This window comes from Nakamurella sp. PAMC28650, assembly GCF_014303395.1.
In the GTDB taxonomy this organism is placed as follows: Bacteria; Actinomycetota; Actinomycetes; order Mycobacteriales; family Nakamurellaceae; genus Nakamurella.
In genome coordinates this window covers 4,222,765-4,246,789 of the sequence record NZ_CP060298.1, presented here as the reverse complement: position 1 = coordinate 4,246,789, position 24,025 = coordinate 4,222,765, and the positions used below count along the sequence as shown (strand labels likewise).

The 24,025-nt window shown below is 67.7% G+C and carries 23 protein-coding genes and 1 pseudogene; 12 read left to right on the top strand and 12 right to left on the bottom strand.

The features are described from left to right. Positions 1–106: 106 nt before the first annotated feature. The 5 genes from H7F38_RS19230 to H7F38_RS19210 all read right to left on the bottom strand — a co-directional run bounded on the left by H7F38_RS19230 (position 107) and on the right by H7F38_RS19210 (position 4,738). Positions 107–1,513: a glycosyltransferase gene (locus H7F38_RS19230; RefSeq protein WP_187091324.1), complete on the bottom strand. Its 1,407-nt coding sequence runs from the start codon at positions 1,511–1,513 to the stop codon at positions 107–109. Next, the gene (locus H7F38_RS19225; RefSeq protein WP_187091323.1) at positions 1,510–2,022 is read right to left on the bottom strand and encodes a bifunctional 2-polyprenyl-6-hydroxyphenol methylase/3-demethylubiquinol 3-O-methyltransferase UbiG; all 513 of its coding nucleotides are present in this window, start codon (positions 2,020–2,022) and stop codon (positions 1,510–1,512) included. Before H7F38_RS19225 ends, H7F38_RS19230 begins: the two co-directional genes overlap by 4 nt. 7 nt (positions 2,023–2,029) lie before the next feature. Then, a complete protein-coding gene (locus H7F38_RS19220) occupies positions 2,030–2,515 on the bottom strand; it encodes a pyridoxamine 5'-phosphate oxidase family protein (protein WP_187091322.1) in 486 nt (161 codons plus the stop codon). 166 nt (positions 2,516–2,681) lie between these two features. After that, on the bottom strand, positions 2,682–3,803 hold the full coding sequence (locus H7F38_RS19215) for a hypothetical protein (protein ID WP_187091321.1): 1,122 nt from the start codon (positions 3,801–3,803) through the stop codon (positions 2,682–2,684). Further along, on the bottom strand, positions 3,800–4,738 hold the full coding sequence (locus H7F38_RS19210) for a WcbI family polysaccharide biosynthesis putative acetyltransferase (protein ID WP_187091320.1): 939 nt from the start codon (positions 4,736–4,738) through the stop codon (positions 3,800–3,802). Before H7F38_RS19210 ends, H7F38_RS19215 begins: the two co-directional genes overlap by 4 nt. Positions 4,739–4,814: 76 nt before the next feature. On the opposite strand from H7F38_RS19210, the gene H7F38_RS19205 reads away from it, so the two are divergent. The 4 genes from H7F38_RS19205 to H7F38_RS19190 are packed head-to-tail and all read left to right on the top strand — an operon-like array spanning position 4,815 to position 8,949. Further along, on the top strand, positions 4,815–5,891 hold the full coding sequence (locus tag H7F38_RS19205) for a glycosyltransferase (protein WP_187091319.1): 1,077 nt from the start codon (positions 4,815–4,817) through the stop codon (positions 5,889–5,891). A gap of 6 nt (positions 5,892–5,897) precedes the next feature. Beyond that, entirely contained in the window at positions 5,898–7,043 is a 1,146-nt protein-coding gene (locus H7F38_RS19200; protein ID WP_222618182.1) for a glycosyltransferase, read from the top strand. A 44-nt stretch (positions 7,044–7,087) separates the two neighbouring features. Further along, on the top strand, positions 7,088–8,107 hold the full coding sequence (locus tag H7F38_RS19195; protein ID WP_222618181.1) for a glycosyltransferase: 1,020 nt from the start codon (positions 7,088–7,090) through the stop codon (positions 8,105–8,107). After that, positions 8,104–8,949, top strand: coding sequence for a glycosyltransferase family 2 protein (locus tag H7F38_RS19190; protein WP_187091317.1), 846 nt, complete (start codon positions 8,104–8,106; stop codon positions 8,947–8,949). The genes H7F38_RS19195 and H7F38_RS19190 overlap by 4 nt, the downstream gene beginning before the upstream one ends. Before the next feature lie 145 nt (positions 8,950–9,094). On the opposite strand, the pseudogene H7F38_RS26100 reads toward H7F38_RS19190, so the two are convergent. Next, positions 9,095–10,893, bottom strand: a pseudogene (locus H7F38_RS26100) (glycoside hydrolase family 15 protein). A 174-nt stretch (positions 10,894–11,067) separates the two neighbouring features. Between H7F38_RS26100 and H7F38_RS19180 the strand changes: the two are divergent. Together H7F38_RS19180 and H7F38_RS19175 are read left to right on the top strand one after the other, a co-directional pair. Next, positions 11,068–11,307, top strand: a complete 240-nt coding sequence (locus tag H7F38_RS19180; RefSeq protein WP_187091316.1) for a hypothetical protein — start codon at positions 11,068–11,070, stop codon at positions 11,305–11,307. Positions 11,308–11,492: 185 nt separating this feature from the next. Then, positions 11,493–12,449 (top strand): cobalamin-dependent protein, encoded by a 957-nt coding sequence (locus H7F38_RS19175; protein ID WP_187091315.1) that lies wholly within the window; start codon positions 11,493–11,495, stop codon positions 12,447–12,449. A gap of 49 nt (positions 12,450–12,498) precedes the next feature. Here the strand turns inward: H7F38_RS19175 and H7F38_RS19170 are convergent, their stop codons facing one another. Continuing rightward, positions 12,499–13,242, bottom strand: coding sequence for an SDR family oxidoreductase (locus H7F38_RS19170; protein WP_187091314.1), 744 nt, complete (start codon positions 13,240–13,242; stop codon positions 12,499–12,501). A 148-nt stretch (positions 13,243–13,390) separates the two neighbouring features. Then, positions 13,391–14,260 (bottom strand): helix-turn-helix transcriptional regulator, encoded by an 870-nt coding sequence (locus tag H7F38_RS19165; RefSeq protein WP_187091313.1) that lies wholly within the window; start codon positions 14,258–14,260, stop codon positions 13,391–13,393. Positions 14,261–14,686: 426 nt separating this feature from the next. On the opposite strand from H7F38_RS19165, the gene H7F38_RS19160 reads away from it, so the two are divergent. From H7F38_RS19160 to H7F38_RS19145, 4 genes are all read left to right on the top strand, one after another. Further along, positions 14,687–16,051, top strand: a complete 1,365-nt coding sequence (locus tag H7F38_RS19160; RefSeq protein WP_187091312.1) for a hypothetical protein — start codon at positions 14,687–14,689, stop codon at positions 16,049–16,051. A gap of 50 nt (positions 16,052–16,101) precedes the next feature. Further along, positions 16,102–16,395: a twin-arginine translocation signal domain-containing protein gene (locus H7F38_RS19155; protein ID WP_187091311.1), complete on the top strand. Its 294-nt coding sequence runs from the start codon at positions 16,102–16,104 to the stop codon at positions 16,393–16,395. 51 nt (positions 16,396–16,446) lie between these two features. Next, entirely contained in the window at positions 16,447–17,883 is a 1,437-nt protein-coding gene (locus H7F38_RS19150) for a DUF4331 domain-containing protein (RefSeq protein ID WP_187091310.1), read from the top strand. Positions 17,884–17,995: 112 nt separating this feature from the next. Beyond that, positions 17,996–18,466, top strand: coding sequence for a hypothetical protein (locus H7F38_RS19145; RefSeq protein WP_187091309.1), 471 nt, complete (start codon positions 17,996–17,998; stop codon positions 18,464–18,466). Between the two features lie 36 nt (positions 18,467–18,502). On the opposite strand, the gene H7F38_RS19140 is transcribed toward H7F38_RS19145, so the two are convergent. After that, positions 18,503–18,661: a hypothetical protein gene (locus H7F38_RS19140; RefSeq protein WP_187094994.1), complete on the bottom strand. Its 159-nt coding sequence runs from the start codon at positions 18,659–18,661 to the stop codon at positions 18,503–18,505. A 148-nt stretch (positions 18,662–18,809) separates the two neighbouring features. Here H7F38_RS19140 and H7F38_RS19135 point away from each other — a divergent pair, with 148 nt between their 5' ends. Beyond that, entirely contained in the window at positions 18,810–19,298 is a 489-nt protein-coding gene (locus H7F38_RS19135) for a universal stress protein (RefSeq protein ID WP_187091308.1), read from the top strand. Between the two features lie 105 nt (positions 19,299–19,403). On the opposite strand, the gene H7F38_RS19130 is transcribed toward H7F38_RS19135, so the two are convergent. The 3 genes from H7F38_RS19130 to H7F38_RS19120 form a co-directional block, all read right to left on the bottom strand. After that, positions 19,404–20,213, bottom strand: a complete 810-nt coding sequence (locus H7F38_RS19130) for a slipin family protein (RefSeq protein ID WP_187094828.1) — start codon at positions 20,211–20,213, stop codon at positions 19,404–19,406. 56 nt (positions 20,214–20,269) lie between these two features. Beyond that, positions 20,270–20,413, bottom strand: a complete 144-nt coding sequence (locus H7F38_RS19125) for a DUF6307 family protein (RefSeq protein ID WP_187091307.1) — start codon at positions 20,411–20,413, stop codon at positions 20,270–20,272. A 78-nt stretch (positions 20,414–20,491) separates the two neighbouring features. Further along, positions 20,492–21,163 (bottom strand): BON domain-containing protein, encoded by a 672-nt coding sequence (locus H7F38_RS19120; protein ID WP_187091306.1) that lies wholly within the window; start codon positions 21,161–21,163, stop codon positions 20,492–20,494. Between the two features lie 171 nt (positions 21,164–21,334). Between H7F38_RS19120 and mgtA the strand changes: the two genes are divergently transcribed. After that, the gene (gene mgtA, locus H7F38_RS19115) at positions 21,335–24,016 is read left to right on the top strand and encodes a magnesium-translocating P-type ATPase (RefSeq protein ID WP_187091305.1); all 2,682 of its coding nucleotides are present in this window, start codon (positions 21,335–21,337) and stop codon (positions 24,014–24,016) included. The last annotated feature ends 9 nt before the right edge of the window (positions 24,017–24,025 follow it).

Below are 24,025 nucleotides of genomic sequence, written 5' to 3'. Positions count from 1 at the left end.
GCGGTGGGACCTCGACGCCCGCACATCCCTGGGCTGCTGGAGCGTCTGATCTTTACCTACCCGAACAAACAGGGCGTCAACCCTGACGCCGTACGACGGGACGGGCTCAGTAGCCTCCGAAGACGGCGGCGAGCCGCGGCTCCGCAGCGATGAGGTCCACGCCCGACTCCCGATGATCCATGGCGCACTGCGAGAACCAGTGGTCCGTCACCTCCGCCGGTAGGAGGGGGTACCGCGCCAGCCGCGTCCGGCGGCGGTGCGAACCAACGGTGACGACGGACCGGCCCCCGGCGGTGACGTCGAGAGAACCGCCATCGGCCTCCAGCAGCTCACCGACCCGGTCTGCGAAGGACGGGGTCACGCGGACCGCCTCGCGCACCACGACGTGCAGGCGCGCCCTGGCGTCGGATGAAATCTGATCCTCGCTGCAGGACAGAGCATCCCGCACGCGGGGATCGGATCGGAAGGCGGCCCTCAGGTTGACGCACGACTCGTCCTCGCCGACGACGGTGACCGCACAATCCAGGGTGGCGAGCAGAGATCGGATGCAGAGCACCCCGGCGCCCAGGGTCCAGCCGCTGCCGTGGACATCCACCAGCACGTCGACCACCGGGTAGATCTGCCCGTGCCCGCGCATCGACGGTTCCGGGATACGGGCAGCGAGCATCATCATCTCGCGATTCTTCTGCGCGGACTGCAGGTCCGGATCAGTGCGCCCGGCCCACTCGCGCCCGTCGTGCCACGCCACGGCGCCCGGTACGTACGCCAGCACCGCGCCCGAATTGTAGGCCCGGTAGGTGAAGTCGTAGTCCTCGCCGCCGTATCCCACGATGCTCTCGTCGAAACCACTGACAGCATCGAACATCTCGCGGGTACAGCCCAGTACGGCTCCGATCAGATACTTGTAGCTGCGCGGATGGACCCGGAGCAGATTCCCGGTCCGTTCGTATTCGCCGGTCATCCACGACGGCTCCTCCCACCCCGTGGGTCCCGCGTGGTGGCCGGCGAACCAGGTCAACAGGTCCGCCGGGGTCCAGCGGCTGAGGTCGGCGTATCGCCGGCGTCCGGACACCACGGCGTCCGGTATCGCGGCCGGGAGGCGGCTCAGCCGGCGGACGTAGTCCGGGCCCGGCACGGTGTCACCGTCGAGGAACAGCAGGACCTCGCCCTCGGAGCGGCTGACGCCCAGATTCCGCGCGGTCCCGGCGCGGAAGCCGGCGTTCTGCTGCCCGACGACCGAGATGTTCAGGCCCCGGGCCTGATCCGGTACCTGTGGCGGCCGGGGGGACCCGTCGTCGGCGATGACGACCTGCAGACGAGTCGAGGGGTGGGTCTGTACGGACAGGGCCGTCAGGAGGAGGTCCAGATCGTGTTGGTTGTCGTAGAACGGGACGACGACGGAGGTCTCGGTGTCCCTGTACGCCAGTGGGTCACCGGGATCCAGCGTCAGATCCCACCGGTTGCCCGGAACGGCGAACCTGCCGTCCCCGACCGATGTCGCCTCGATGGTCAACCGGTCAGTCGTTCGTAGACACCGACCTCGTCGCCCAGCCAGTACCGGCCGATTCCCGGGAAGGCTTCCATCACCTTGTGGTGGTCCCAGTCGTCGACCACGTGGTGCTCGTGTTCGTTGCCCTCGATCTCGCCCTGCGGGTAGTGGACGATCGGGATGGACAGGTAGACCGCCTTGCGGGCGGCGGTCGCCGACCGTGACCACAGGTCGATCGCCTCCGCCTCCGTCATGTGCTCGGCCACGTCGCCCAGGATGACCACATCGGCCGGCGGCATCTCGACCTCCCTGACGTCGCCGATGATGATGTCGTCGTAGTACTGGCGGAGACGGTAGGTCTCGACGTACGGCGCGTAGATCTCGATACCGGTGATACGTGAGACCTCAGGACCAGCCAGTAGTTTCGCATACGTACCGACACCAGGACCTACGTCCAGCACGTCCAGGGGACCCTGCTGCGCCAAGGCCCCGACGCGTTCCTTGACCCAGCCTTTTCCTTCCGGTGAGCTCATCGGCATGTCAGAGTTCCACCTTCTCGTTCTCTCCACCGTCATACCGTTGTCCGGTGACCTTCGACTTCACGAAACTGATCGCGGACGCGATCCGGCCACCGGGGGTGTCCCAGTACTCGGCTCCGATACCGGTGACCTCGATGAGGACGACGCCGGGATCGTCCGGACCCTGTGGCAGCCAGGCTTCCACCCACGGGTTCCAGAGTTCGTGCGCCTTCGCGGAATCCTCGATGATCTCGGCGGTCCCGAAGATCGAGATCCAGGTGTCGGCGGAGGTCATGGTCACGCCCACCCGGGGATTCGCGATGATGTGTCCCACCTTCCGGGAAGCACGCTCCGCGAAGAACCACAGGGTGCCGTCGAACTCGACCTCCTGCTGGGCCATGGGCCGACTGATGAAGTGGCCCTCTTCGTCGATCGTGGTCAACATGGTGATGCGGATGTCCTTGGCCAGGCTCGCAACTTTGGCGGCATCGGTGACCAGGTCGGTCATCTCGGGGTTCCTTACGTGTGAGTGCAGGTGTCGGCTCTGTCCGCCGACCGTCCGTTCGCGGTGCGCGACCGAGCGGTCGCTGCGACTGGTCTCACAGTGCCCGTCGTGATGCATCCCAAACGGAGGGCACCACGCCCGCGGCTCGCGCCCGCTCGCCGGGGAGGTGTCATCGGGTGGACGACGCAGCGATCGACCGCAGCCACCGCAGGTAACGGGAGGCGGCTTCAGTGCGGTCGGGGTGGGGCCGGAAGCCGGGCGGCAGGTAGGTCAGCGACGGGTCCGCCAACGCGGATTCGACGGCCGCGCAGAGTTCCCCGGGCTCGTAGATCCGGACCGCACCCGGCATCCGATCGCACAGCTCCTGTGCGTATCGGCTCGCCGGCACCAGGGGGCGGCGACCGGCGGCGATCCATGAGTTCACGGACGCGGAGGCCGAGACGTGGGGTGCCGGGGCGATCGGGACCGCCACCCCCCGCAGATGGGCGGCGAGGGCGCCGTCCGGCACGAAGCCGGTGCTGGTGAATTCGATGCCCAGGCGTCGGCCGAGATCGATCAGGTCCGGCAGCATCGCCGCATGGCCGTCCGACGGGCGGCCGATCGCGACCAGCGCGACGGGCGTCCTCGTCGAGGCCAGTTCCTCCAGGACCTCCCGGTGTCCCTTGCCGGGATAGATGAAGCCCAGCACCCCCATCACGGGTGCCGACGCATGGACGGGTCCGGCCGCACGTGCTTCCCGCCGGTGGCCGGGCCGGTCGTCGGGCCCGTTGCGGGGCCCGGTGCGGACCGGGAGCGGGATCACCTCGACCGGGGGCATCCGCTGCCCGACCACGGCCGGGCCGTCGACCGATCCGAGAATCGCCGCGGCCTCCTCCAACAACAGCCTTTCGTGTTCGCTGGACACCACCACCCCGACGGCTGCGCCTGCCATCGCGGCGTAGCTCCTGGCCCGCCGGAGGAACAGCTCCCGCGAGACCGCCTGCTGGGGCAGGTCGTGCAGGGTCAACGACAAGACGATCCGGCGGATGCGCAACAGCGCGGCCAGATCGAGGACGGCCTCCTCGGCCCGGTGGGTCCGATCGGTGAAGAGCCAGTCGTTGGCCTGGAGGTGCAGGAGCCGGGTGTCCCCGGGTACCCGGTCCACCACCGCCGCGAGGAGGTGCGGATCGTTATGGTGCAGAACGGTTCCGGTGAAGTCCTGTTGCTGCGCGGTCTCGGCCAGGTCGCGGCCGAATCGGCAGATTCCGTGTTCCGTCGGACCGCACGTGACCAGGGTGATGCGATCCCTCACGAGAGCCCCAGCAATTCGATGGTGGCCCGGTACCGGTCCCAACCCGCCTCGAGGATGGCGGGATGGTCCGCGTACCAACGCGTCTGAGCCTGCCGAATCGTCGACGCAGGTACTGCGCGCCCGCTGATCTGCCAGGCCTCACGGGTCGGCGACGGCAGGCCCAACGCGTCGGCGACGCTCGCCTCCAGCGGGGTGACCACCTCTCCCAACAGGGTGCGACCCGGGTCGGTGACGTCGGGGGAGCTCCCCATGGCCTGCTGCACGCGGCGGGCCAGTTCCAGGAGGATCCGGTTGCCGGGATGGTTGATGGTCTTCATGTCCCCGGGCTCGGGCCGTTCGAACAGGTCGGACACCGACACGTCGCAGTCCCGGTTCTCACGTCGGCGGAGCTCGGCGGTCGATTCCTCGTCCAGGGCCATGATCGCCGCCGAGGAGGGGGGTACCAGGTGGCGGTCCTGGCCGACCTTCGCTCCCGCCAGCGTCCGCAGGTCGTGATAGGGGACCACCGGCGGATTCCGGGAGGGATCTGTGGGGTCCCGCACGATCGCCTGCCACGGGTGGAGCCCGGCGTGGCGGACCACCGGCCATCGGATCACCGCACTGCCCGACGGCATCATCGCGGCCACCTGTGCGGTACCCAGGGGCAGGTTGCGATAGCCGTCACCGACGGGTTGGGCCACCAGAACCTGGGCATCGGCCGCGGCGAGCCGCAGGAATGGTAGATCTGACGGTTCGAGTTCGAAGACCGGGGGAATGCGCATCGTTCGCACCGGTGACAGCGTCGACGAGGCCAACAGAATTCGAAGGGCTTCGGCCTGACAGTTGCCGTATACCAGGATGTTCGGACCGGGGCTGGACGGGGAACCCTGGTATGGGTCGTCGGAGAGTCGGTAGAAGGACCCGTAGTGACGGGTTCGACCGGTGACGGTGGACATTCCGCGAAGGTACGCGAACCGCCGATGGTCGGCCGATCACCAGACGAATTACCAGATGAAGAGGAGGGCCCGTCCGATGCCGCCCGAGCGGATCCGCGTCGCGTCCGTACCGGCCGGCCACCCCTACGTGCAACACCTGACGGATCCGGGTGGAGACGGCGCCGTCATCCGCCTGCCGGATCCGCGCCCGTCGGTGGCCGGCGCGGGACCGGACCAGTGGTGGCCGCCCAGGATGCTCGACCTGGTCTGGGTCGAGCAGCACCACGACGAGTTCGACCTGATGCATCTGCACTTCGGTTTCGACGACGCCACTCCCGGGCATCTGGCGGCCTGGGTCGGCCTGCTCGCCAGACTTGGCATTCCGCTCGTGCTGACGGTCCATGATCTGGTCAACCCCCACTTCGCGGATCCGGCCGCCCACCTGGCGCAGCTGGAGATCCTGGTCCCCGCCGCCGCCGCGCTGATCACCCTCACGAACAGCGCCGCCTCGGTGATCCTGGATCGCTGGGGCCGGCAGGCCACCGTCATCCCGCACCCTCACATCGTTCCACTGTCGAGGATGGGCCGACGGGCGACGCCCGGCGATAAGTTCGTCATCGGCGTGCACGCCAAGAGCCTGCGGGCGAACATCGATCCGCTGCCGGTACTGACCGCGCTGCTCCCGGGCCTGACGGACCTGCCCGGGGTCGTCCTGCGGGTCGACGTCCATCCCGAGGTGCTGCGGGAGACCGACCACGACCCCCGAGCGACCGGGCTCCGTCGCTGGATCCTTGCGGCCCGGGACCATCGGCAGGTGCAGATCGAGGTGCATCCCCGCCTGGACGACGACCAGTTGTGGAACTACCTGCAATCCATCGACCTGTGCATCCTCCCCTATGGTTTCGGCACCCACTCGGGTTGGCTGGAGGCCTGCGTGGACCTCGGCACCGCCGTACTGGTTCCCGCGGCGGGCTCCTACAGCGACCAGCACGGGCATCCCCGCTACGGCCCCGGGACCACCGGGCTGCTGGACCGGGTGCGGGCCATCGTGGCGGACCCGGGTTCGGCCAGACCTGCCAGACCCGACCGCGCAGGCCAGCGGCGCGAGATCGCGGCGACCCACGAGCAGGTTTATCGCCGGGTACTGCGGCAAGGACGTTCTTCGAAGGAGTAACCCTCAATGAGTCAGATGTTCCCGCCGAATCAGGCTGCGGAGACGATGTCGGCGGTCTCGTTCAAGGTCCTGGTCGTCGCGTCCCTGCGGTACCCGATCGCCGAGCCGTTCGCCGGCGGGTTGGAGGCCCACACCGCCTCGCTGGCCAGGGGTCTGCGGGCGCGTGGGCACTCGGTCGTGGTGGCGGGAGCCGCCGGCAGCGATCCGGAGATGGTCGACCACGTCTTCGGAGCGCTACCCCGTCATGCCGCCGGGGAGCGCGCCGACACCATGGAGAATCCGGCGGTCCGGGCTGCCGAACTCGCCGGCTTCGCCGGACTGACCGAGGATCTCCATTCGGACCTGTTGGGGCACTTCGACATCATCCACAACAATTCGCTGTATCCACTCCTGGTGGAAAGGGCAGATTCGCTGCCGTGCCCGTTGATCACGACGCTGCACACACCGCCCCTGCCGTGGGCCGAGCGGATCCTTGGTCCCGGGGGTCGGTCCGACGGCCACTTCATCGCCGTGAGCCGATCGACCGCGCTTTCCTGGTCACGTTTCCTGTCTCCGCGCGTGGTGCTCAACGGCATCGACACCCGTTGGTGGCGACCCGGTCCCGGTGGCCCGGAGGCGGTCTGGTCCGGCCGGATCGTCGCGGAGAAGGCCCCACACCTGGCCATCGACATCGCACGGGCCGCCGGTCTCGGGCTGGCCATCGCCGGGCCCATCGTCGACCAGGGGTACTTCCGAACGCAGGTGGCGCCGCAGCTCGACGAGCGGATCCGCTACGTCGGGCACCTGAACAGCGGGGAGCTCGCAGAGCTGGTCGGCCGCAGCGCGGTGGCTCTGGTGACGCCGGCCTGGGACGAACCGTTCGGACTGGTGGCGGCCGAGGCGCTGGCCTGCGGTACGCCGGTGGTCGCTTTCGCCAGGGGGGGGCTGCCGGAGGTGGTGGGTACGGCGTCCGGGCGTCTGCTGCCCGTTCCGCGGTCCACGCGGCTCGATCCGGACGAGATGGCGGCGGCCAGGGCGGCCCTTCGCGAGGCCCTCGGGCTGGACCGCAGGACGGTGCGCCGGGAGGCGGAAACTCGTTTGAGCGACACGGCAATGGTGCGGGGCTACGAGGACGTCTACCAGGACGCTGTCCTGGCCTGGGACCGGCTGTGATCGGTTACTACGTGCATCACCAGGGCCATGGTCATCTGCAGCGGATGACATCCATTGCGGCACAACTGGTCGAACCACTGACCGTGCTCTCGTCGCTCCCTCGGCCGGGAGGTGGCCCGCCGGGGATCCGGCGGAACGAGGAACCGGAATGGCTCCACCTGCCCTCCGACGACACCGGTGCGGTCTTCGTGGAACCGACGGCGAACGGCACGCTGCACTGGGTCCCGCGGCACCATCCAGGTCTGCGCGCGAGGATGGCACTCATCGCATCCTGGATCGCGCGGACGGCGCCCACCCTGGTGGTGGTCGACGTGTCGGTCGAGGTGGCCACCCTGTGCCGGTTGCTGGGGGTTCCGACCGTGGTGATGGCGATGCGGGGAGACCGGACCGACCGGGCCCATCGCAGCGCGTACGACGGTGCCCACGCGCTGATGGCCACCTGGACAGCGGAATTCGCCGATCCGGCCTGGCCGCAGGCATGGCACGAGAAGACCTTCTACGCCGGCCCCATCTCACGCTTCACCCCCGCGCCACCCGCGCGCACGATCGCTCACGGTGGCCCCTCCCGGGTACTCGTGCTCTGGGGGTCAGGGGGGTCACAGGATGCGGCGGCCGCCTTCACCGACGCCCAGCTGGCCGAGGCACGGAGGTCCGGGCCCGATCGAACCTGGCGGTTCGCCGGAGGCACCGGTGAGCACCGGGTGGCCGATGGCGAGGTGCGTTTCCTGCTGGCGTGGGCGGACGTGGTGATCACGCATGCCGGCCAGAACGCGGTGGCCGAGGTCGCCGCGTCCCGGACGCCGGCCGTGGTCATCGCCGACGCCCGCCCCCACGGCGAACAGCACGACACCGCAATGACTCTCGATGCTGCCGGAGTGGCCGTCGGCCTGGCGCGCTGGCCACAGGGCGACCGCTGGCCGGTGCTGCTGGACGCGGCGATCGCCCTGGGCGGACATGCCTGGGCCCGTTGGCTGGCCCAGGACGGGGCAGCGCGGGCGGCAGCCTTCCTGGACGAGACCGCCGCATCCCTGGTGCCCACCTCGACGGAAGCGTCGGCCACGTGAGGATCGCGGTCATCACCATCGTCGCGGGTCGACACGCCCATCTCCACCACCAACAGGTCGGTCTGGCCCGTTCGGCTCTCTCGCCCGACGTCTACGTGGTGGTGTCGATGGGTGATCCGGCGGCGATCCAGCAGACCCGGAGCGGGCCGCTCGCGGACGGCGGCTGCGAGGTGCGGACGCGGCTGATCGAGTGCGACGAGCACCTTCCACTGGCGGCGGCCAGGAATCTCGGTGCCGCGGAGGCACTGCGCGCCGGCGCCGACCAGTTGATCTTCCTCGATGTCGATTGCATCCCGTCGGCCGCGTTGATCGATTCCTACCGTCGGTCGTTGGCCGCCTCGACGACGCCGGCCCTGCATTGCGGTGTGGTGCGCTACCTCGACCCCGATGCGCGCGTGGCCGATCTGGACACCCTGCAGGGTGATCCGCATCCCGCGCGCCCGAACCCGGCACCCGGGGAACTGATGCCGTCCTCGTCGTGGAGTCTGTTCTGGTCGTTGTCGTTCGCGCTCTCGGCTGCCGCCTGGCGACAGCTGGGAGGCTTTCACGAGGAGTACGTGGGATACGGCGCGGAGGACACCGACTTCGGGTACGCCGCTCATCGCGCGGGCGTCGACCTGGTCTGGGTGGGGGGCGCCGAGGCATTTCATCAATACCATCCGACGCAGCGGCTTCCGGTGGATCATCTCGAGGACATCCTGCGCAACGCCGCAATTTTCGAGCGCCGCTGGGGTTTCTGGCCGATGACGGGATGGTTGAGAGGTTTCGAGGACGCCGGGCTGGCGGGCTACGACGCCGCGGCCAACAGATGGACCCCGACGACGTCGGCCCCGGCGCCCTGATCAGCAGGGGCTCTGCGGTCGGGGTCGCGGCCCTCCCGCCGACCAGGAACGCCGGGTGCCAGTCGTTCGGTGCCGCATGGCCCCAGGGATGGCTTCGTTCGCCGGGCGAAAGGTGGACGGGGCCAACTGCCGGCATTCCTGTCGTTCAGTCGATGCCGGTCTGGACGTCGCCCAGGATCGTGATCGCGGCGTTGACCAGGGCCAGATGGCTCAGTCCCTGCGGCAGATTTCCCAGGAAGTCCCCGTTCCGCGGGTCGATCATCTCGGAGAGAAGACCGACATCGTTGGTGCACGCGACCAATCGATCCATCAGTTCGATGGCCTCGTCTCGCCGGCCGAGCAGGTGCAACGCGGAAACCATCCAGAAGGAGCAGGCCACGAAGCTGCCCTCCTGCTCGGAGGCTCCGGAGTAGCGGTACAGATGCGGCCCGTCGCCCAGCTCGGATCGCAGCACGTCGACGGTCGAATTCATCCGGGCTCCCCGGTCGTACCCGCTGATGATGTGCAGCAGAACGGAGGCATCCACCTTGTCGGTCCCCGGGTACCAGAGATAGCTACCTTTCTCGGCCGACCACGCGTTCTCCTCCACCCACGCCCGGATCTCCTGCGCCTGCGCCAGCCATCGCGTCGGGTTGCCGGGAATCTGGCCGATCTCGGCGAGGTGCGCAGCTGCGGTGAGCGCCTGCCAGCAACCTAGTTTGGACGAGGTGTAGTGCTGCTGTTCCTCCAGCTCCCACATCCCGGAGTCCTTGCTGCGCCACCGGTCACAGGCCAGATCGGCCACGGCGGACATCATCCGGCCGGTATCGGTGTCAAGGGCATTGCCGTTGTCCACATACAGTCGGACGATGCTGAAGAGGTCACCGAACACGCCGAGCTGCAGTTGCTCGGCGGCCCGGTTCCCGCTCTACACCAGCCCGATCGCGCGCCAGCCCGGGACGTCACGCGCTTGCTGGGCCTCGACGGGGCCACCGTCGAGGCGGTAGAAGATGTGCGGTTCGGGGCCATGGTCGCGAATGGTGGCCAGCAGCCAACTGATCGCACCGTGTGTCTCCTCGCGCAACCCGAAACGGAACAGCGCCGTGAGCGAGTAGGCCATGTCCCGCACCCACGCGTACCGGTAGTCCCAGTTCTTGCCGCCTGCAAGGCTTTCCGGGAGGGAGGTGGTCGCCGCGGCGGCGATGGCGCCGGTCGAGGCGTGGACGAGGAGTTTGAGCGCGAGCACGCTGCGCAGCACCGCCTCCGCCCAGGGACCGTCCCACCGACAGTGATCCGCCCAGGTCGTCCAGTTGGCGATGGTGCGGTCGACGCCGCCGTCGATGTCGTCGGGCGACGGGATGTACAGAGGTTCCCGTTCGGTACCGACCACCGCCAGCAGGTGTCGCGACCCGGGGGTGGCGGTGTATTCGGCGTCCATCTGATGTCCCCGGTTCGTCACCGACTTCGCTCCGGCGGTACGGACCGCCATGTTGACCCCGTCGACCTCGAGCAGGACACCCGCCGTCGTGGTCTCCGCCCACGGCGAGGAAGTGTTCAGGCACGTCCCCGGCCGGACCGTGGCACACATGGTGACCGTTCCGGTGAGACCCTCGATCCGCCTGGCCAGTTCGGCCCAGGGCAGTCGGCCCGCCACCCCGGTGTTGAGCGAATCCGTCACCCGCACACTGCCGTCCGCGGTGTGGAACGTGGTCGCGAGCACGTTGGTTCGCGGGACGTATTCGCGGACGACGGTGAAAGGTGCGACCGGGTGGAGCGAGAGGAAGCCACCGTTCCGAGCGTCGAGCAGCGCGGCGAAGACCGGCGGGGAATGCATGGCGGGGATGGGTAGCCAGTCGACCTGACCGTCCCGGGCGACCAGTGCCACGGTGCGCCCGTCGCGCCGATCGCGGCGTAGCTACGGAGGTCGGCATATCCGAGTTCATCTCGATCGATCGACTCGGCCACCCGTCCTGTCTACCAGCCTGCTCGGCGGGCAGATGCAGGATCGGCGATGTGGCCGAGGGACTCCGGGCCATCTGCAGCACGGCGGCCGGTGACCCTGTGTGCTTTCGGTGCCGACGATTTTTCGCCCGTTCAGGGGATGCCGCCAGGACGGTGTCGGCCGAGATGCTCAGTGGTATGTGGTTTTTCGCTTCCAGTTCCGACGCCGGCCCCAATACATGGCACCAGGTACCGGCTTTCGACGTCGAGGGGATACGCATCCAACTGCTGGCCGCGGCCGGCCGTCGTCAGAGTTACCTGTTGCCGGTGTTCGACGCGGGAGCGGGCCGGGAGACCAGGGTCACGGTGTTCCCTCATCTCACACCCGAATGGGTGCTGTTCGAACACCATTCCTGGGATCCGCAGCAGTTTCTATGATCACAGTGCGGCCCGGGACGGTGCGCGACCGACTGCCGGCGTCCGGCGGTGAAGGGGCCGTCCCTTCTATCCATCTCGGCGCGAAGCGGATACGATCCCAGCGAGCCTTACACCGTAAAAATGGTGGTCGAGGCCGCGATGACATCGGCTGTACCGAGGCGGCAGTGCCGAGTGCGGAGGGTTTCATGGCCACGTGGTCGGACCGGTCGGTGCCGCCGGACCGTGGGAATGTCCGGGGCCCCGATGCGGCGGACAACCGCGGCGTGGCCATCGCCGACGTGTCCAGCATCCTCGGTGTGCCGCTGCCGACGCTGCGGTCCTGGGAGCAGCGCTACGGCTTGCCGGCCATGAGTCACGACCGCGGGCGGCACCGCCGATATCTACCGGTGCAGGTCCACGCGATCAGGTTGATGAGGGATGCGGTGGCCCGCGGCGAGCAGGCCGGTCCAGCGGCCGCAAAGGTGCACCGGCTCCTGCGGATCGGCGGAGATGCCGGCGTCATCATCCACGACCTGCTGGAGGCATCGGAACATCCTGATGCACACGGCATCCGGCGGGCACTGGATGATGCAGTCGGCACGCTCGGCCTCGCGAACTGCGTGGACGACGTGCTCTTGCCGGCGATGCGCCAGGTGGGTCTCTGGTGGGAGATCGGGCATTGTGATGTGGGACAGGAACGCACCACCACCGCATCCGTCCGCGCCTGGCTGGACAGGTGCATGGCCTTCGCGCCGGCGCCGGCGCCGGCGCAACCGCGTCCGATTCTCCTGGCCTGCGGGCCGAGCGACCTGCACACCATCGGCCTGGAAGCCATGGCGGCCCTTCTGCGGGAGAGAGGATGGTCCTGCCGCATCCTGGGAGCCCACACGCCGACCGCCACCGTCGTGACGGCAACCCGGGCGACCGGTGCCGCGGCGGTCGTACTGGTCTCGCAACTGGCCACGGGTCGTCGGCAGGCGGTCGAATCCATCTGTGCCGTCCACCGGATCAGGGTGCCGGTGTTCTATGCGGGCACGTCCTTCAACGCCCGGAGGAGCCGCGTCGGTGTACCGGGTCAGTACCTCGGAAATCGCATCCAGGATGCCTGCTCGCAGGTGATCGGGGTCGTCACCCAGGCCACCGGCACCTCGGCAGCAGGCTGATGCCGGGAACCGGCGCCACCGGCCGGATCACGGGCCGCCGAGCATCGTCTCAATGGCCGCTGAGCATCATCAGCATGCGGTCGTAGTTGCCGTCGACCTCGGCGAAGCGCAACATCCTGACCCGTTCCACGCAGATCTGGGTTGCTTCCGGCTGGGTGTCCAGGATGTGCATCACCTCGGTCAGGTACTCGGCCAGTGGCATGGCGTTGTCGTCGTCCTGCTGGCCGAGCAGGGTGGTCTGCACGGCCGGCGGGATGAGTTCCAGCACCTGGACGGAGGTGCCGGACAACTGGACCCGCAGGCTCTCGGTGAACGAGTGGATGGCGGCCTTGGTGGCGTTGTAGGTCGGGGTCATGGGCAGGGGGACGAAGGCCAGCCCCGACGAGACGTTCATGATCACCGCGTCCTGCTGCGCGACCAGGAACGGGATGAAGGCGCTCAGCATCCGGAGGGGTCCGAGCAGGTTCGTGGTGATGGTTGCCTCGGAGGTGGCCAGGAAGGACGATTCCTGCAGGTTCTCGGGCTGCATGATGCCGGCCATGTTGATCAGCACGTTCAGATCCGGGTATCGGCTCGTCACGGTCCGCCGGACCGCGGCGATGGACTCCGGATCTGCGACGTCCAGCAGGACGGAATCGATGCCGTCGTTGGCAGCGACGATCTCGTCCAGCAGTTCCTGACGTCGTCCTGCCACGATCACCTTGTTGCCCGCGGCGTGAAACCTCCGGGCCAGCCCGTGGCCGATGCCCGAGGTGCCCCCGGTGATCAGAATGGTGTTGCCCGTGGTCTTCATCGTTCCTGGTGCTCCTTGCGTCCCGGGGGCCTGACTGGCCCCCTGGTGACCACTGTGCCAAGGACACCCGGCGCAGGGGAGAGGAGAGTTGATCCAGGGAGTGGGGCTCCCTGGATGGAGTTTTGATCCGCAGCCCCGCCCGAGGGTCTCAGTCGCGCCGCGCGTCCGGTGTGCTGTCCTCTGCTCCCAGGCTCTGGGTCCCGATCACCGAGAGCAGGGCCAACTTGCCGTCGTCGACGCTGCCGGGCACGGCGGTGAAGATCACCAGCGTCTGGGCGTCGTTCTCGTCGACCAGTAGTTGGCAGTGCAACTGGATCTCGCCGAGTTCGGGGTGGACCAGGGTCTTGTGCTGGGTCGCCTTCACCGCGACCTCGTGCCGGGCCCAGTGCCCGACGAATTCCGGGCTGGCGGCCAGGAGTGCGCGGACCACCGCGCCCGCCCGCGACGATGCACCCGCCCGACTGACTGCGGCGCGGAGTTGGGCGACCTGGAGGCGGCTCTGGTCCCCGTGGTCCCGGTCCGGGTACTTGCTCCGTTCGGACGGATCGGTGAACCAGCGGTACACCGCGATGCGATCGAGACCGCTGAAGCCCGTCTGTCTCCCGAGAAGAGCGACGGCCATGGGATTCTGCACCAGTGTTTCGCCCAATTCGTCGATCACCATGGCTGGCGTGTCGTGCAGGCGGTCGAGAACCCGCATCAGGGCCGGGCCCACATGGCCTGATCGCCCCAGGCGTGCCGGCGCCGAGTGGCCGGCCATCCGGAAGAGGTGGTCGCGTTCGTCGAGGCTCAGCCGGAGACCTCTGGCCAGCGCACCGAGCATCTGCTCGGACGGCCGGGCGCCCCGCTGCTGTTCCAGGCGACTGTAGGTGTCGGTCGACATCCCGGACAGGGCTGCCACTTCCTCCCGCCGCAAACCCGCCGTCCGGCGCCGGGGGCCCTTCGTCAACCCGACGTCCCCGGGTTGCAGGGCCTCCCGGCGACGGCGGAGGAAGTCGGCCAACTCGGTGCGTTCCATCCCGTCATCCTCGGCCGACCAGGCGGATCCCGCCAGGGAGCGGGACTCCCTGGGGGCGACGAGGTGTTCCCGGAATGGCAGGAATCGAAACGCGCTGCGGCACAGCCTTCTTCCGCTGTCATCCGGCCGTGCTGTCGAAGGAAAGTTGACCAACTCATGACCACTTTCGGGCTAATTTCGAGGTCCAGAGGTGACGGCATCGGGTGATCCGCAACCCTTTCACCGCACGATGCGGTCCATGGGAGTGAACCTCGCATGGGTTTCACCAAATCCCAATCCAGGTCTCCGACCGAGCCGAATCTCACACGGCACAGGGGCCCAGACCGCTGCCGACCGCCGGTGGCGGTTTCTCTTTTCGGCTCTGGACGTACTGCCGCACACGATCACGACCCACCAACGTTCTGCACCTCCGGAAGAGGGAACTGCGTGAAGATCAGATCAGTCCTGACCGCATTGACGGCTACCGCAATGGCCGTCTCCGTCTCGATCGTCAGCGTGCCCGTGGCGCACGCCGACCTCACGACCCCGGGTTCGTTCAACACCGTGCATCCCTTACGCGTGCTCGACACGCGTTACGGGATCGGCACGACCAAGGCCGTCCTCGCCGCCCACGGGACCCTGACGTTCCAGCCCACCCCCGGTCTGACCACCCCGGTGGGGGCCGTCGCGCTCACCGTCACGGCCGTGAACCCGAAGACCCTGGGCTACCTGACGGTCTACGGCGCCGGCAGACCTCTCCCGCTGGCGTCCAACCTCAACTTCCAGATCGGTGAGAACGTTCCCAACATGGTGATCACACCGGTCGGGACGGGTGGCCGGGTGTCCATCTACAACGGCAGTCTCGGAACAATCGACGTGCTCGCCGACATCAGCGGCTTCTACACCGGTGGTACCAACACCGCGGTCTCCGGCTCCCTCGTGCCGATGGCTCCCCGGCGGTTCCTGGACACCCGCATCGGTCTGGGTGCTCCCAAGCGGCCCGCGGGCCCGAATTCGCTCACGGTCCTCAAGGTCGCCGGGGTCAACGGCGTCCCGGTCGACGCATCCTCGGTCGTGATGAACGTGACCGCCGAGGGCGCCACCGCACGCGGCTACGTCACCGCCTACGCGGGCTCGCCGAAGCCGGCGACCTCCACCGTCAACTACCTGCCGCACAAGACCAGGGCCAACCTCGCCCTGGTCCCGATCGGACCCGACGGCACCATTTCCCTGTTCAACGGAACGCTCGGAACGACCGCTCTGATCGCCGACATCAGCGGGTATTTCGTCGGCGGGTCACCGGCCACCGATGGCACCTTCGTGCCCACCACGCCGTACCGCGCATTCGACAGCCGGGAGGCCGGTCGCCGTCCAGCCGGGGCCCTGACCATCAGCAGGATCGGGCTCTTCACCTCTGATCCGGTCTTCAGCGCGTTCAAGGCAGTGGTCGTCAACGTGACCGCTGCGGAGCCGCAGACCTACGGTTTCCTCACCACCTGGGACGGCACGACCCAGCTGCCCTCGGTCTCCAGCAACAACTTCCAGGCGAACCAGGATTCGGCCGGCGCGGTGATCGTCCCGGTCAACCCCGACGGCACGATCTCGATCTACAACGGTTCCTACGGCAACGTCAACTACGTCGTCGACATCACCGGCTTCGTCTTCAACCTGCCGGCGGCGACACCCTTCGCCGGTACCACCGCCAAGACGAGCGTCTCCGCGGCCGCACGGCTGGCCGACGCGCTGGCGAAGGTCAGGCAGCTCAGCAGGACGACCTCTTCGGTGGCTGTCTCGGTCACCACCACTCGTTGATCGCGCCATCGATCGATGTGCTTCGCCCCCACAGCTCACCAGGAGGAAAAATGAACGACTCGGATCGCAGGACTTTCATCAAGACCGCCGGGGTCGGTGCGGCCGCCGCCGGCGCCGTGGCCCTGATCCCCGCAGCCACCGCCGTGGCCGCCTCGGCCGCAGCTCCGGCCGCCACCCCCGCAGTCTCGCTGCCGGCCGCCGCGAAGGGGTCGATGGTCGCGTACATCCGTGACGTCAGTACCGGGGAGGTGTCGGTCATGGTCGAAGGACACGAAGTCACCGTCACCGACCACCAGTTGGTTGCGAAGCTGGCACACGCATTGCACTCCAACAGCAAGGTCTGACCTCAAGCTTCGCCTCCACCCTCCGCTTTGCTCTGACTGGAAAGGCCAGGAATGTCTTCACACCGCGAGGCACCGGAAATCTCCAAGGATCCCACCGCCGACAACACTGATGTCTATGCCTTCGTCGACCAGACCGATCCGACCAAGGTCAATCTGATCGCGAACTTCAACCCCTTCGAAATCCCCTACGGCGGGCCGAACTTCAGCGAGTTCGCCGACGATGTCGTCTACACCATCAACGTGGCGAACCAGGGCACGGCGCTGGCGGACATCAGCTTCCAGTTCCGTTTCACCACCACGATCCGGAACCCCAATACATTCCTCTACAACGTGGGACCGATCACCAGCATCAGCAGCACCAACTGGAACCGTCCCCAGACCTTCTCGGTCACCAAGGTGGTCCGGAACCCGAGCAACGGGGCGTTCACCTCGACGGTGCTGGGCACCAAGCTGCTGGTTCCGCCGTGCAACGTCGGCGAGCGCAGCACGCCCAACTACCAGGCGGCTTACGGCGCTGCTTCGGTCCAGGCATTGGGCACGGGGCGAAAGGTGTTCGCGGGTCAACGTTCCGATCCGTTCTTCGTGGACCTCGGGAGCGTCTTCGACCTGGCCGGCCTCCGCCCGCTGAACCAGGCCCACCTGATCAAGCTTCCGACGCTGACCGGCCTGGACGGTCTGCAGGGCCTCAACGTCCACACCATCGCCCTGCAGGTGCCCATCGCCGAGCTGGCCATCGGGGGGGTCAAGCCCACCAATCCACTGTCCAGCAACTCGGTGATCGGCGTCTGGTCGTCGACCTACCGCTCGCGCGGTCGGCTGTTCGACTCGACCACCGGAACCTACAAGCCGTTCGGTGACGCCGTTCAGGTGTCGCGCCTGGCCAATCCGCTGTTCAACGAGGTCATCAACCCGATGTCGGTCAAGGACAAGTGGAACTCCCTTCCGCCGTCGGCCGACTCTGCGTTCACGAAGTACGTGAACACCTCGGAGCTGGCCGGCTTGTTGCCGGTGCTGTACCCGGGAGCATTCCCGAACCTGGCCAAGTTCAACGCGAGCGGGCAGCCGAGGACCGACCTGAACGCGATTCTGATGACCGGCATCCCGGGATCGGTCCTGAAGGCGTTCACCACGTACACGGGTTCGGTGCAGGCGGATCTGCTCCGTCTGAACCTGGCCGTGCCGCCGACGCCTGCGGCCAAGGCCAACCCGCTCGGTGTGCTGTACGGCGACAACGCCGGCTTCCCCAACGGCCGCCGCGTCATCGACGACGTGACGACCATCGAGCTGCGCGCCATCGCCGGTCTCACGCTCCCGTTGACGTACCCGGCCTACAAGCCCGACGGAATCCTCGCCGGTGACGCGATCCGGGACGGGTCGTCCAACACCAACCTGCCGTTGCCGACGGCGTTCCCGTACGTCGCGGTTCCGGCCAACGGGTACGACTCGTCCCCCGGGACGCCGTCCGTCACCCTGTCGCAGGCGAAGTAGCCTTCGCGATCGGCTTGTGAAACAGCGGGGCCCCGGCGCAATCTTGGCCGGGGCCCCGCTGCATGCCCACCGCGTCACGCTTCCGCGTTCATCACACCACCGAGGAGAGCCAATGGTCAGCCAGGAGAACCCGCATGCCGGTCAGGGAGCCGTGGTGCTGGACATCGGCGGGGACATCGGCGCTCTGATCGTCGAGATGCCCTCCCACATGGTGGATCTCGAGGTGGAGATCATCCCGACCGGGACCGACAGCAGGCCCGCGGTCGATCCTGCAGCCGTGACGGACCCTCCCCAGCACGATGATCACGATCATCCGCATAGCCATGACCATCCGCATACCCATGACGCGGCGCACTCTCATGGGGGGAGCGATCACTCCCACGCCCACGGAGCGCCGCCTCATGTGGCGGTCGTGGCGCGTCCGACCCCCATGGGCACGACGATCTACTCACTGGTCTACGAGATCGCGGAAGGTACCTACGACCTGTACGTCCGGCCGTCCGGCCCGGTCCGTCTGACCGCCACGGTGACCGGCGGACAGATCACCGAATCACGGTGGCCCGACTGGGAGGTGTCAGCGTAGGCAAATCGGTCGTCGAGGCTCCGGACCAGGACCGGATCAGCGCGCGGAAGCCTTGCGCTTGACCCAGCCGTAGGCCGCGGTCACCACGAACAGGATCAGTCCCAGGATCGCAAGCCACAGCACTCCTTTGAGGACGAACCCCAGTACCGCAACGACAAGCCACACCAGCAACAGGACGCCCACGATTGCGATCACGGTCCCATTCTGAACCGCCCATCGGGCCCGCGCCGTCCGGGGCGGGGTCGGGGTTCTGGTTCACGCTGATGGCCGGGCGGGCCAAGGTCCCGAACGGTGGGGCCGCTCGACCCTGTCGACCGGCGCTTCGGGTCGTCACGATGGGTTGATGAGCACATCGGGTTCTGCTCCGCAGACGTGGACGTCCACCCGCACGACGCAGGGTCTGCGCATCGTCGTCGGTATCGACGAGGACCCAGGTTCGTTGCAGGCGCTCCGCCTTGCCGCCGACGAGGCGGTCCTACGTGGCGGTGAGGTGCTGGCCCTCCACGTGTGGCGTAGCTCCAGCGCCTGGGGGGATCCCGATTTCCGCCCTGATCAGGGCCCGGCGGACGGCTACGTGAGGGATCGTCTCGCCGAGATGGTCGAAGTCGTCCAGCGTGAACGCGACCTGCAGGAAAAGCCGCCGGCCCGGATCTGCACCGAGGTCCGTGAGGGTGTCGCCGATGTCGAACTGAGCCGTGCCGCAGTCGGCGCCGCGATGTTGGTGCTCGGTCGGCGGCATCACCACCGACTGTTCGGCTCGGTGAGCCAGGCAAGCCTGCGTCGTGCCCTCTGCGTGATCGTCATCGTGCCGCCTGCCGTTCCTGGCACTTGAACCCGCCGCACCTCGAGCAGGCCCGGCCGGCCCTGACAGCCGGGCGTCACGAGCAGCACCGGTGCGACGGATCGACCCCTGCCCACCTGACTGCGCCTCGTGAACTCAGACGCCGGCGGAGACGCCGTTGGGAGCGGCCACATGCTCTGGCCTGACGGCGATGTCGAGCAGCGACTTCGGCGGTGGCCCCACCAGCGGCGTCGCGGCCGCCGCTTCCCGGGCCAGGAAAGAACCCAGCTCGGCGATCGTGGTCATCAACGGCGCCGGGAACACCACCGTGGTGTTCTTGTCGACCCCGATCTCCACCAGGGACTGGAGGTTGCGCAGCTGCAGGGCCAGCGGGTGGGCCATCATGATGTCGGAGGCATCGCCGAGCGCCGCAGCGGCCATCGATTCACCCTCTGCGTTGATGATCTTCGCGCGCTTCTCCCGCTCGGCCTCGGCCTGGCGTGCCATGGCCCTTTTCATGGTGTCCGGCAGCTGGATGTCCTTCAGCTCCACCAGGGTGACCTGCACGCCCCAGTCGACGGTGGTGACGTCCAGAATTTCCCGGATGTCGATGTTGATCTTGTCCGTTTCGGAGAGCGTCTGGTCCAGGGTGTGCTGACCGACCACCTTGCGCAGGGTCGTCTGGGCGATCTGATCGATTGCGGAGTACACGTTCTCGATCGCGACCACCGATTTGACTGCGTCGACGACCCGGAAGTAGGCGACCGCCGACACGTCGACGCTGACGTTGTCGCGGGTGATGATGCCCTGCGACTGGATGGGCATCGTCACGATGCGAAGCGACACTCGGTGCAGGACGTCGACCAGCGGAATGATGACGCGCAGGCCGGGGGCCCGGACGCCGAGCACCCGGCCGAGACGGAACAGCACCCCCTGCTCGTACTGCTTCACCACTTTCAGGGCCATCGCGAGCAGTAGCAGGATGACGACGAGGACGATGACGACCACGGTCAGGAATACCTTCACCGCACGTTCTCCTTGATCTCGTCGATGGCGGCGAGCACGGTGACGGCCGCTTCGGCGAGCGTCCTGCCCTTCGCGGGATGGACGTTCTCTGCCTTGAGGGCTTCCTCGACCAGGGCGAGGCGGTTTTCGTATGGGCTCATGATGTTGTCCTTCGGGTTCGGGGTCTGGCGGGTGTGTCCACGGGCCGGTCGGCCCGCGTCGATGGGAATGGTTGGTGTCTAGGTGATCTCGAGGCCGTTGATGACGGCCACCACGCCCGGGGCGGACCAGCACACCTTTTCGGCCTGGTCGCGTTCGGCCCAGGAGCGGACGGTGCCGGACAGGGTCATGACGCCATCACCGCTGGTGCTGACCTGGATGTGCTTGCCCTCGAGTTCGGCGTTGCGCAGCAGTGCCTGCACGATCGCCTCCTTCACCCCGGAGGCCACCACGTCGTGCCGGATCCTGATCTGGTTGAGAACGTCGGTGGCGCCCTTGATGTGATGCATCGCGCGCCCCGCCGCCTCGCTCTGGAAGATCCACTGGACCTCGCCGGTCAGGGTGATCCGGTGGCCGGTGACGCTGACCTGAACGGTGTCCGGGATGTCCACAGATCGTTCCAGCGACTGGCCCGCCTCCACTGCGATGTCCTCGTCGGTCTCGGCCGCGAAGAGGCTGCGCACGGTGATCTCCTGGGCCATGGCCTTGACACCGCGCACGCCGAATGCGGCCTGGGCAGCCAGTAATTTCTCCGGATAGCTGTCCACATGGCCCGATAGCGTGACGGTGCCGGTGTCGACGGCGACCCCGATGTGGGTGCTGTTCAGGCCCGGCAGCCACTCCAGTTCTTCTTCGATGGCGTTCTTGAGCTGCTCGTCGGAACCGGTCGGCGCGGACGAAGTGAAGGTCATGGGTGGACTCCTCGCAGATGCCGGTCAGCACGGCCGGTGATTTCATGTTCGCCCACCCGCCGACGCACTCACAGGGGCGAAGGTCCCGATGGTGGGGGACCGTTCGGTTCTGGCGATCGCCGCTCCCGGCGGGTGGGATCACGATGTGATGAGAACTGTGGGTGCGCCCGGATGACGGCCGTGGTGCTGCCGAGGATCGATCCAGACGCATCGACCGGACTGGTGAAAGCGTCCACGATGCCCGAATCCGAGTTGCTCCAACGCCTGGGAACCAGTGCCGGGAGCGGGCTCACCGGGGCCGAGGCGGGCCGCAGGCTGGCCCGCTACGGTGCCAACGCGGTGTCCTCCCATCGCGCGCGGTGGTGGCCGGTGCTCTGGCACCAGCTGCGTTCCCCGCTGTTGGCCCTGTTGCTGGTGGCAGCCATCGCGTCGTACTTCGTCGGTGAACGAAGCGACGCCCTGATCATCGGCGTGATCGTCGGGCTCACGGTCGGTCTTGGCTTCGGCAACGAGTACCGGGCCGAGAAGGCCGCCGAGGCATTGCATTCCCGGATCCATCACCAGACGGTCTGCATCCGCGGCGGCGTCCCGGTCCGGGTGGACGTCACCACCCTCGTCCCGGGCGACGTCATCGAGTTGCAGCTGGGCGACATCGTCCCGGCCGATCTCCGACTGCTGACCGTGGCCGGCCTGGCCTGCGACGAAGCGGTGATGACGGGCGAGTCGCTCCCGGTGGAGAAGGTCGTCGGGGAGTCGCCGGTGGGCACACCGCTGGCGGATCTCACCGGGTGTGCACTGATGGGCAGCGTGGTGCAGGCCGGCAGCGCGAGGGGCGCGGTGGTGGCCACCGGCGCACTCACGGAATTCGGCAAGATCGCCGCCGGACTGAGCACACACCAGCTCGAGACCGTTTTCCAGGCCGGGCTTCGAAAATTCTCGCTCCTGCTGGTGTACGTCGCCGGCGGGTTGACCACCTCGATCTTCGTCATCAACGTCGCCCTGCACAAGCCGATCATGGATGCGCTGCTGTTCTCGTTGGCCATCGCCGTCGGCATCACCCCGCAGCTCCTGCCTGCGGTGGTCTCCAGCAGTCTGGCCGCCGGTTCGGCCAGGATGGCCAAACGGAAGGTGCTGGTCAAGAGATTGGTCTGCATCGAGGATCTCGGCGACATCGATGTGCTGTTCACCGACAAGACCGGCACCCTGACGCTGGGGCGGCTCGACTACATGCGGAGCGTCCCGGCACCGGGCCGGAGCAACGCAGAGGTGATCCGACGGGGACTGCTGTGCACGGAGAACCTGGTGCACGAAGGCAGAGCGGTCGGCGGCAACCCGCTGGACCAGGCGCTGTGGGATTCCCCGGCGGCGGTGGGCGAACGGACGGCGCTCGCGGGCTGCACCACGACGGCGGTCCTGCCGTTCGACCATGTGCGGCAGATGGTCTCGGTGCTGGTCGCCGACGCCGACGGCACGCCGGTGATGATCACCAAGGGTGCGCCGGAGAAGGTGCTGGAGCGGTGCCGGTCCGTGACACCGGCCATTCGGGCCTCCTTGGCCGCTGAATTCGCCGCGGGCAACCGGGTGGTGGCCGTGGCGACGAAGACCCGGTCGGCGGACAACCGGGCCCACTGGACGAGTCTGACGGCGGACGACGAGAACGGTCTGGATCTGTTGGGCCTCCTGGTCTTTCGTGATCCACCCAAACCTGATGCGGCTGCCGCGCTGCAGCGGCTGGCCGGCCTGGCGGTGGCGGTCAAGGTGGTCACCGGCGACAACCAGGCGGTCGCCGTGAAGGTGTGTCAGGATCTCGGCCTCGGCGACAGCCTCCCCGCCGGCGGTGTCGGCGTCGGTGTCCTGACCGGTGTCGAGCTCGATGCACTCGACGACGACGAACTCGCGCTGGCCATTCCCGGCACCACGGTGTTCGCCAGGGTCAGTCCGGAGCACAAGGCCAGAATTGTCCGTGTCCAGCGCCGCAGCGGCGGAGGAGTCGCGTTCCTGGGTGACGGCGTGAACGATGCGCTGGCCCTGCATGCGGCCGACGTCGGCATCTCCGTCGACTCTGCCACCGACGTGGCCAAGGACGCCGCGGATGTCATCCTGCTCGAGAAGGATCTCGACGTGCTGGCCGACGGTGTGGTGGAAGGTCGACGGATCTTCGCGAACACCCTCAAGTACGTGCTGATGGGTTCCTCCAGCAACTTCGGGAACATGTTCTCGGCGGCAGGGGCCTCGATCTTCCTCAGTTTCCTCCCGATGCTGCCGTCGCAGATCCTGCTGAACAACCTCCTCTACGACACCAGTCAGCTGGCCATCCCGACCGACAACGTCGACGAGGAGCAGTTGCGGCGACCGTCGCACTGGGACATCGCCTTCATCCGCCGGTTCATGATCTACTTCGGGCCGTTGAGCTCGGTCTTCGACTTCCTCACCTTCGGCGTGATGCTCTGGGTCTTCCATTCCGGCCCCGAGCAGTTCCGCACAGGTTGGTTCGTGGAGTCGTTGGCCACCCAGACCCTGGTGATCTTCGCGATCCGCACCCGCCGGATTCCGTTCTTCCGCAGCCACCCCAGCCTGCCGCTGACGCTGGCCGCCCTCGGGGTGGTGCTGGTCGGCGCGCTGCTGCCCGCCAGCCCGCTGGCCGGTGCGCTGGGCTTCACACCACTACCGGCCGGATTCTTCGCCGCGCTGCTGGGTATGGTCGTGGCGTACCTGTTGCTCATCGAGGCTGGCAAAAGGCTGTTCTACCGGGCCGACCGAACCGCACCGACACCCCGGCCCCGGAGGCGGATCGGGCCGGATCGTCGTCATCTGCGGCGTCGCGCGGACCAGTTCAGCACTGCGGATCGCTGACCGGATCGC

Bases quoted from the DNA above. Each gene is read 5' to 3' on its own strand.
- H7F38_RS19225 (WP_187091323.1), bottom strand. From the start codon at position 2,022: ATGAGCTCACCGGAAGGAAAAGGCTGGGTCAAGGAACGCGTCGGGGCC.
- H7F38_RS19220 (WP_187091322.1), bottom strand. From the start codon at position 2,515: ATGACCGACCTGGTCACCGATGCCGCCAAAGTTGCGAGCCTGGCCAAG.
- H7F38_RS19210 (WP_187091320.1), bottom strand. From the start codon at position 4,738: ATGTCCACCGTCACCGGTCGAACCCGTCACTACGGGTCCTTCTACCGA.
- H7F38_RS19205 (WP_187091319.1), top strand. From the start codon at position 4,815: ATGCCGCCCGAGCGGATCCGCGTCGCGTCCGTACCGGCCGGCCACCCC.
- H7F38_RS19200 (WP_222618182.1), top strand. From the start codon at position 5,898: ATGAGTCAGATGTTCCCGCCGAATCAGGCTGCGGAGACGATGTCGGCG.
- H7F38_RS19195 (WP_222618181.1), top strand. From the start codon at position 7,088: ATGACATCCATTGCGGCACAACTGGTCGAACCACTGACCGTGCTCTCG.
- H7F38_RS19180 (WP_187091316.1), top strand. From the start codon at position 11,068: ATGTGGTTTTTCGCTTCCAGTTCCGACGCCGGCCCCAATACATGGCAC.
- H7F38_RS19175 (WP_187091315.1), top strand. From the start codon at position 11,493: ATGGCCACGTGGTCGGACCGGTCGGTGCCGCCGGACCGTGGGAATGTC.
- H7F38_RS19170 (WP_187091314.1), bottom strand. From the start codon at position 13,242: ATGAAGACCACGGGCAACACCATTCTGATCACCGGGGGCACCTCGGGC.
- H7F38_RS19165 (WP_187091313.1), bottom strand. From the start codon at position 14,260: ATGGAACGCACCGAGTTGGCCGACTTCCTCCGCCGTCGCCGGGAGGCC.
- H7F38_RS19155 (WP_187091311.1), top strand. From the start codon at position 16,102: ATGAACGACTCGGATCGCAGGACTTTCATCAAGACCGCCGGGGTCGGT.
- H7F38_RS19150 (WP_187091310.1), top strand. From the start codon at position 16,447: ATGTCTTCACACCGCGAGGCACCGGAAATCTCCAAGGATCCCACCGCC.
- H7F38_RS19145 (WP_187091309.1), top strand. From the start codon at position 17,996: ATGGTCAGCCAGGAGAACCCGCATGCCGGTCAGGGAGCCGTGGTGCTG.
- H7F38_RS19135 (WP_187091308.1), top strand. From the start codon at position 18,810: ATGAGCACATCGGGTTCTGCTCCGCAGACGTGGACGTCCACCCGCACG.
- H7F38_RS19130 (WP_187094828.1), bottom strand. From the start codon at position 20,213: ATGGCCCTGAAAGTGGTGAAGCAGTACGAGCAGGGGGTGCTGTTCCGT.
- H7F38_RS19125 (WP_187091307.1), bottom strand. From the start codon at position 20,413: ATGAGCCCATACGAAAACCGCCTCGCCCTGGTCGAGGAAGCCCTCAAG.
- H7F38_RS19120 (WP_187091306.1), bottom strand. From the start codon at position 21,163: ATGACCTTCACTTCGTCCGCGCCGACCGGTTCCGACGAGCAGCTCAAG.
- mgtA (WP_187091305.1), top strand. From the start codon at position 21,335: ATGACGGCCGTGGTGCTGCCGAGGATCGATCCAGACGCATCGACCGGA.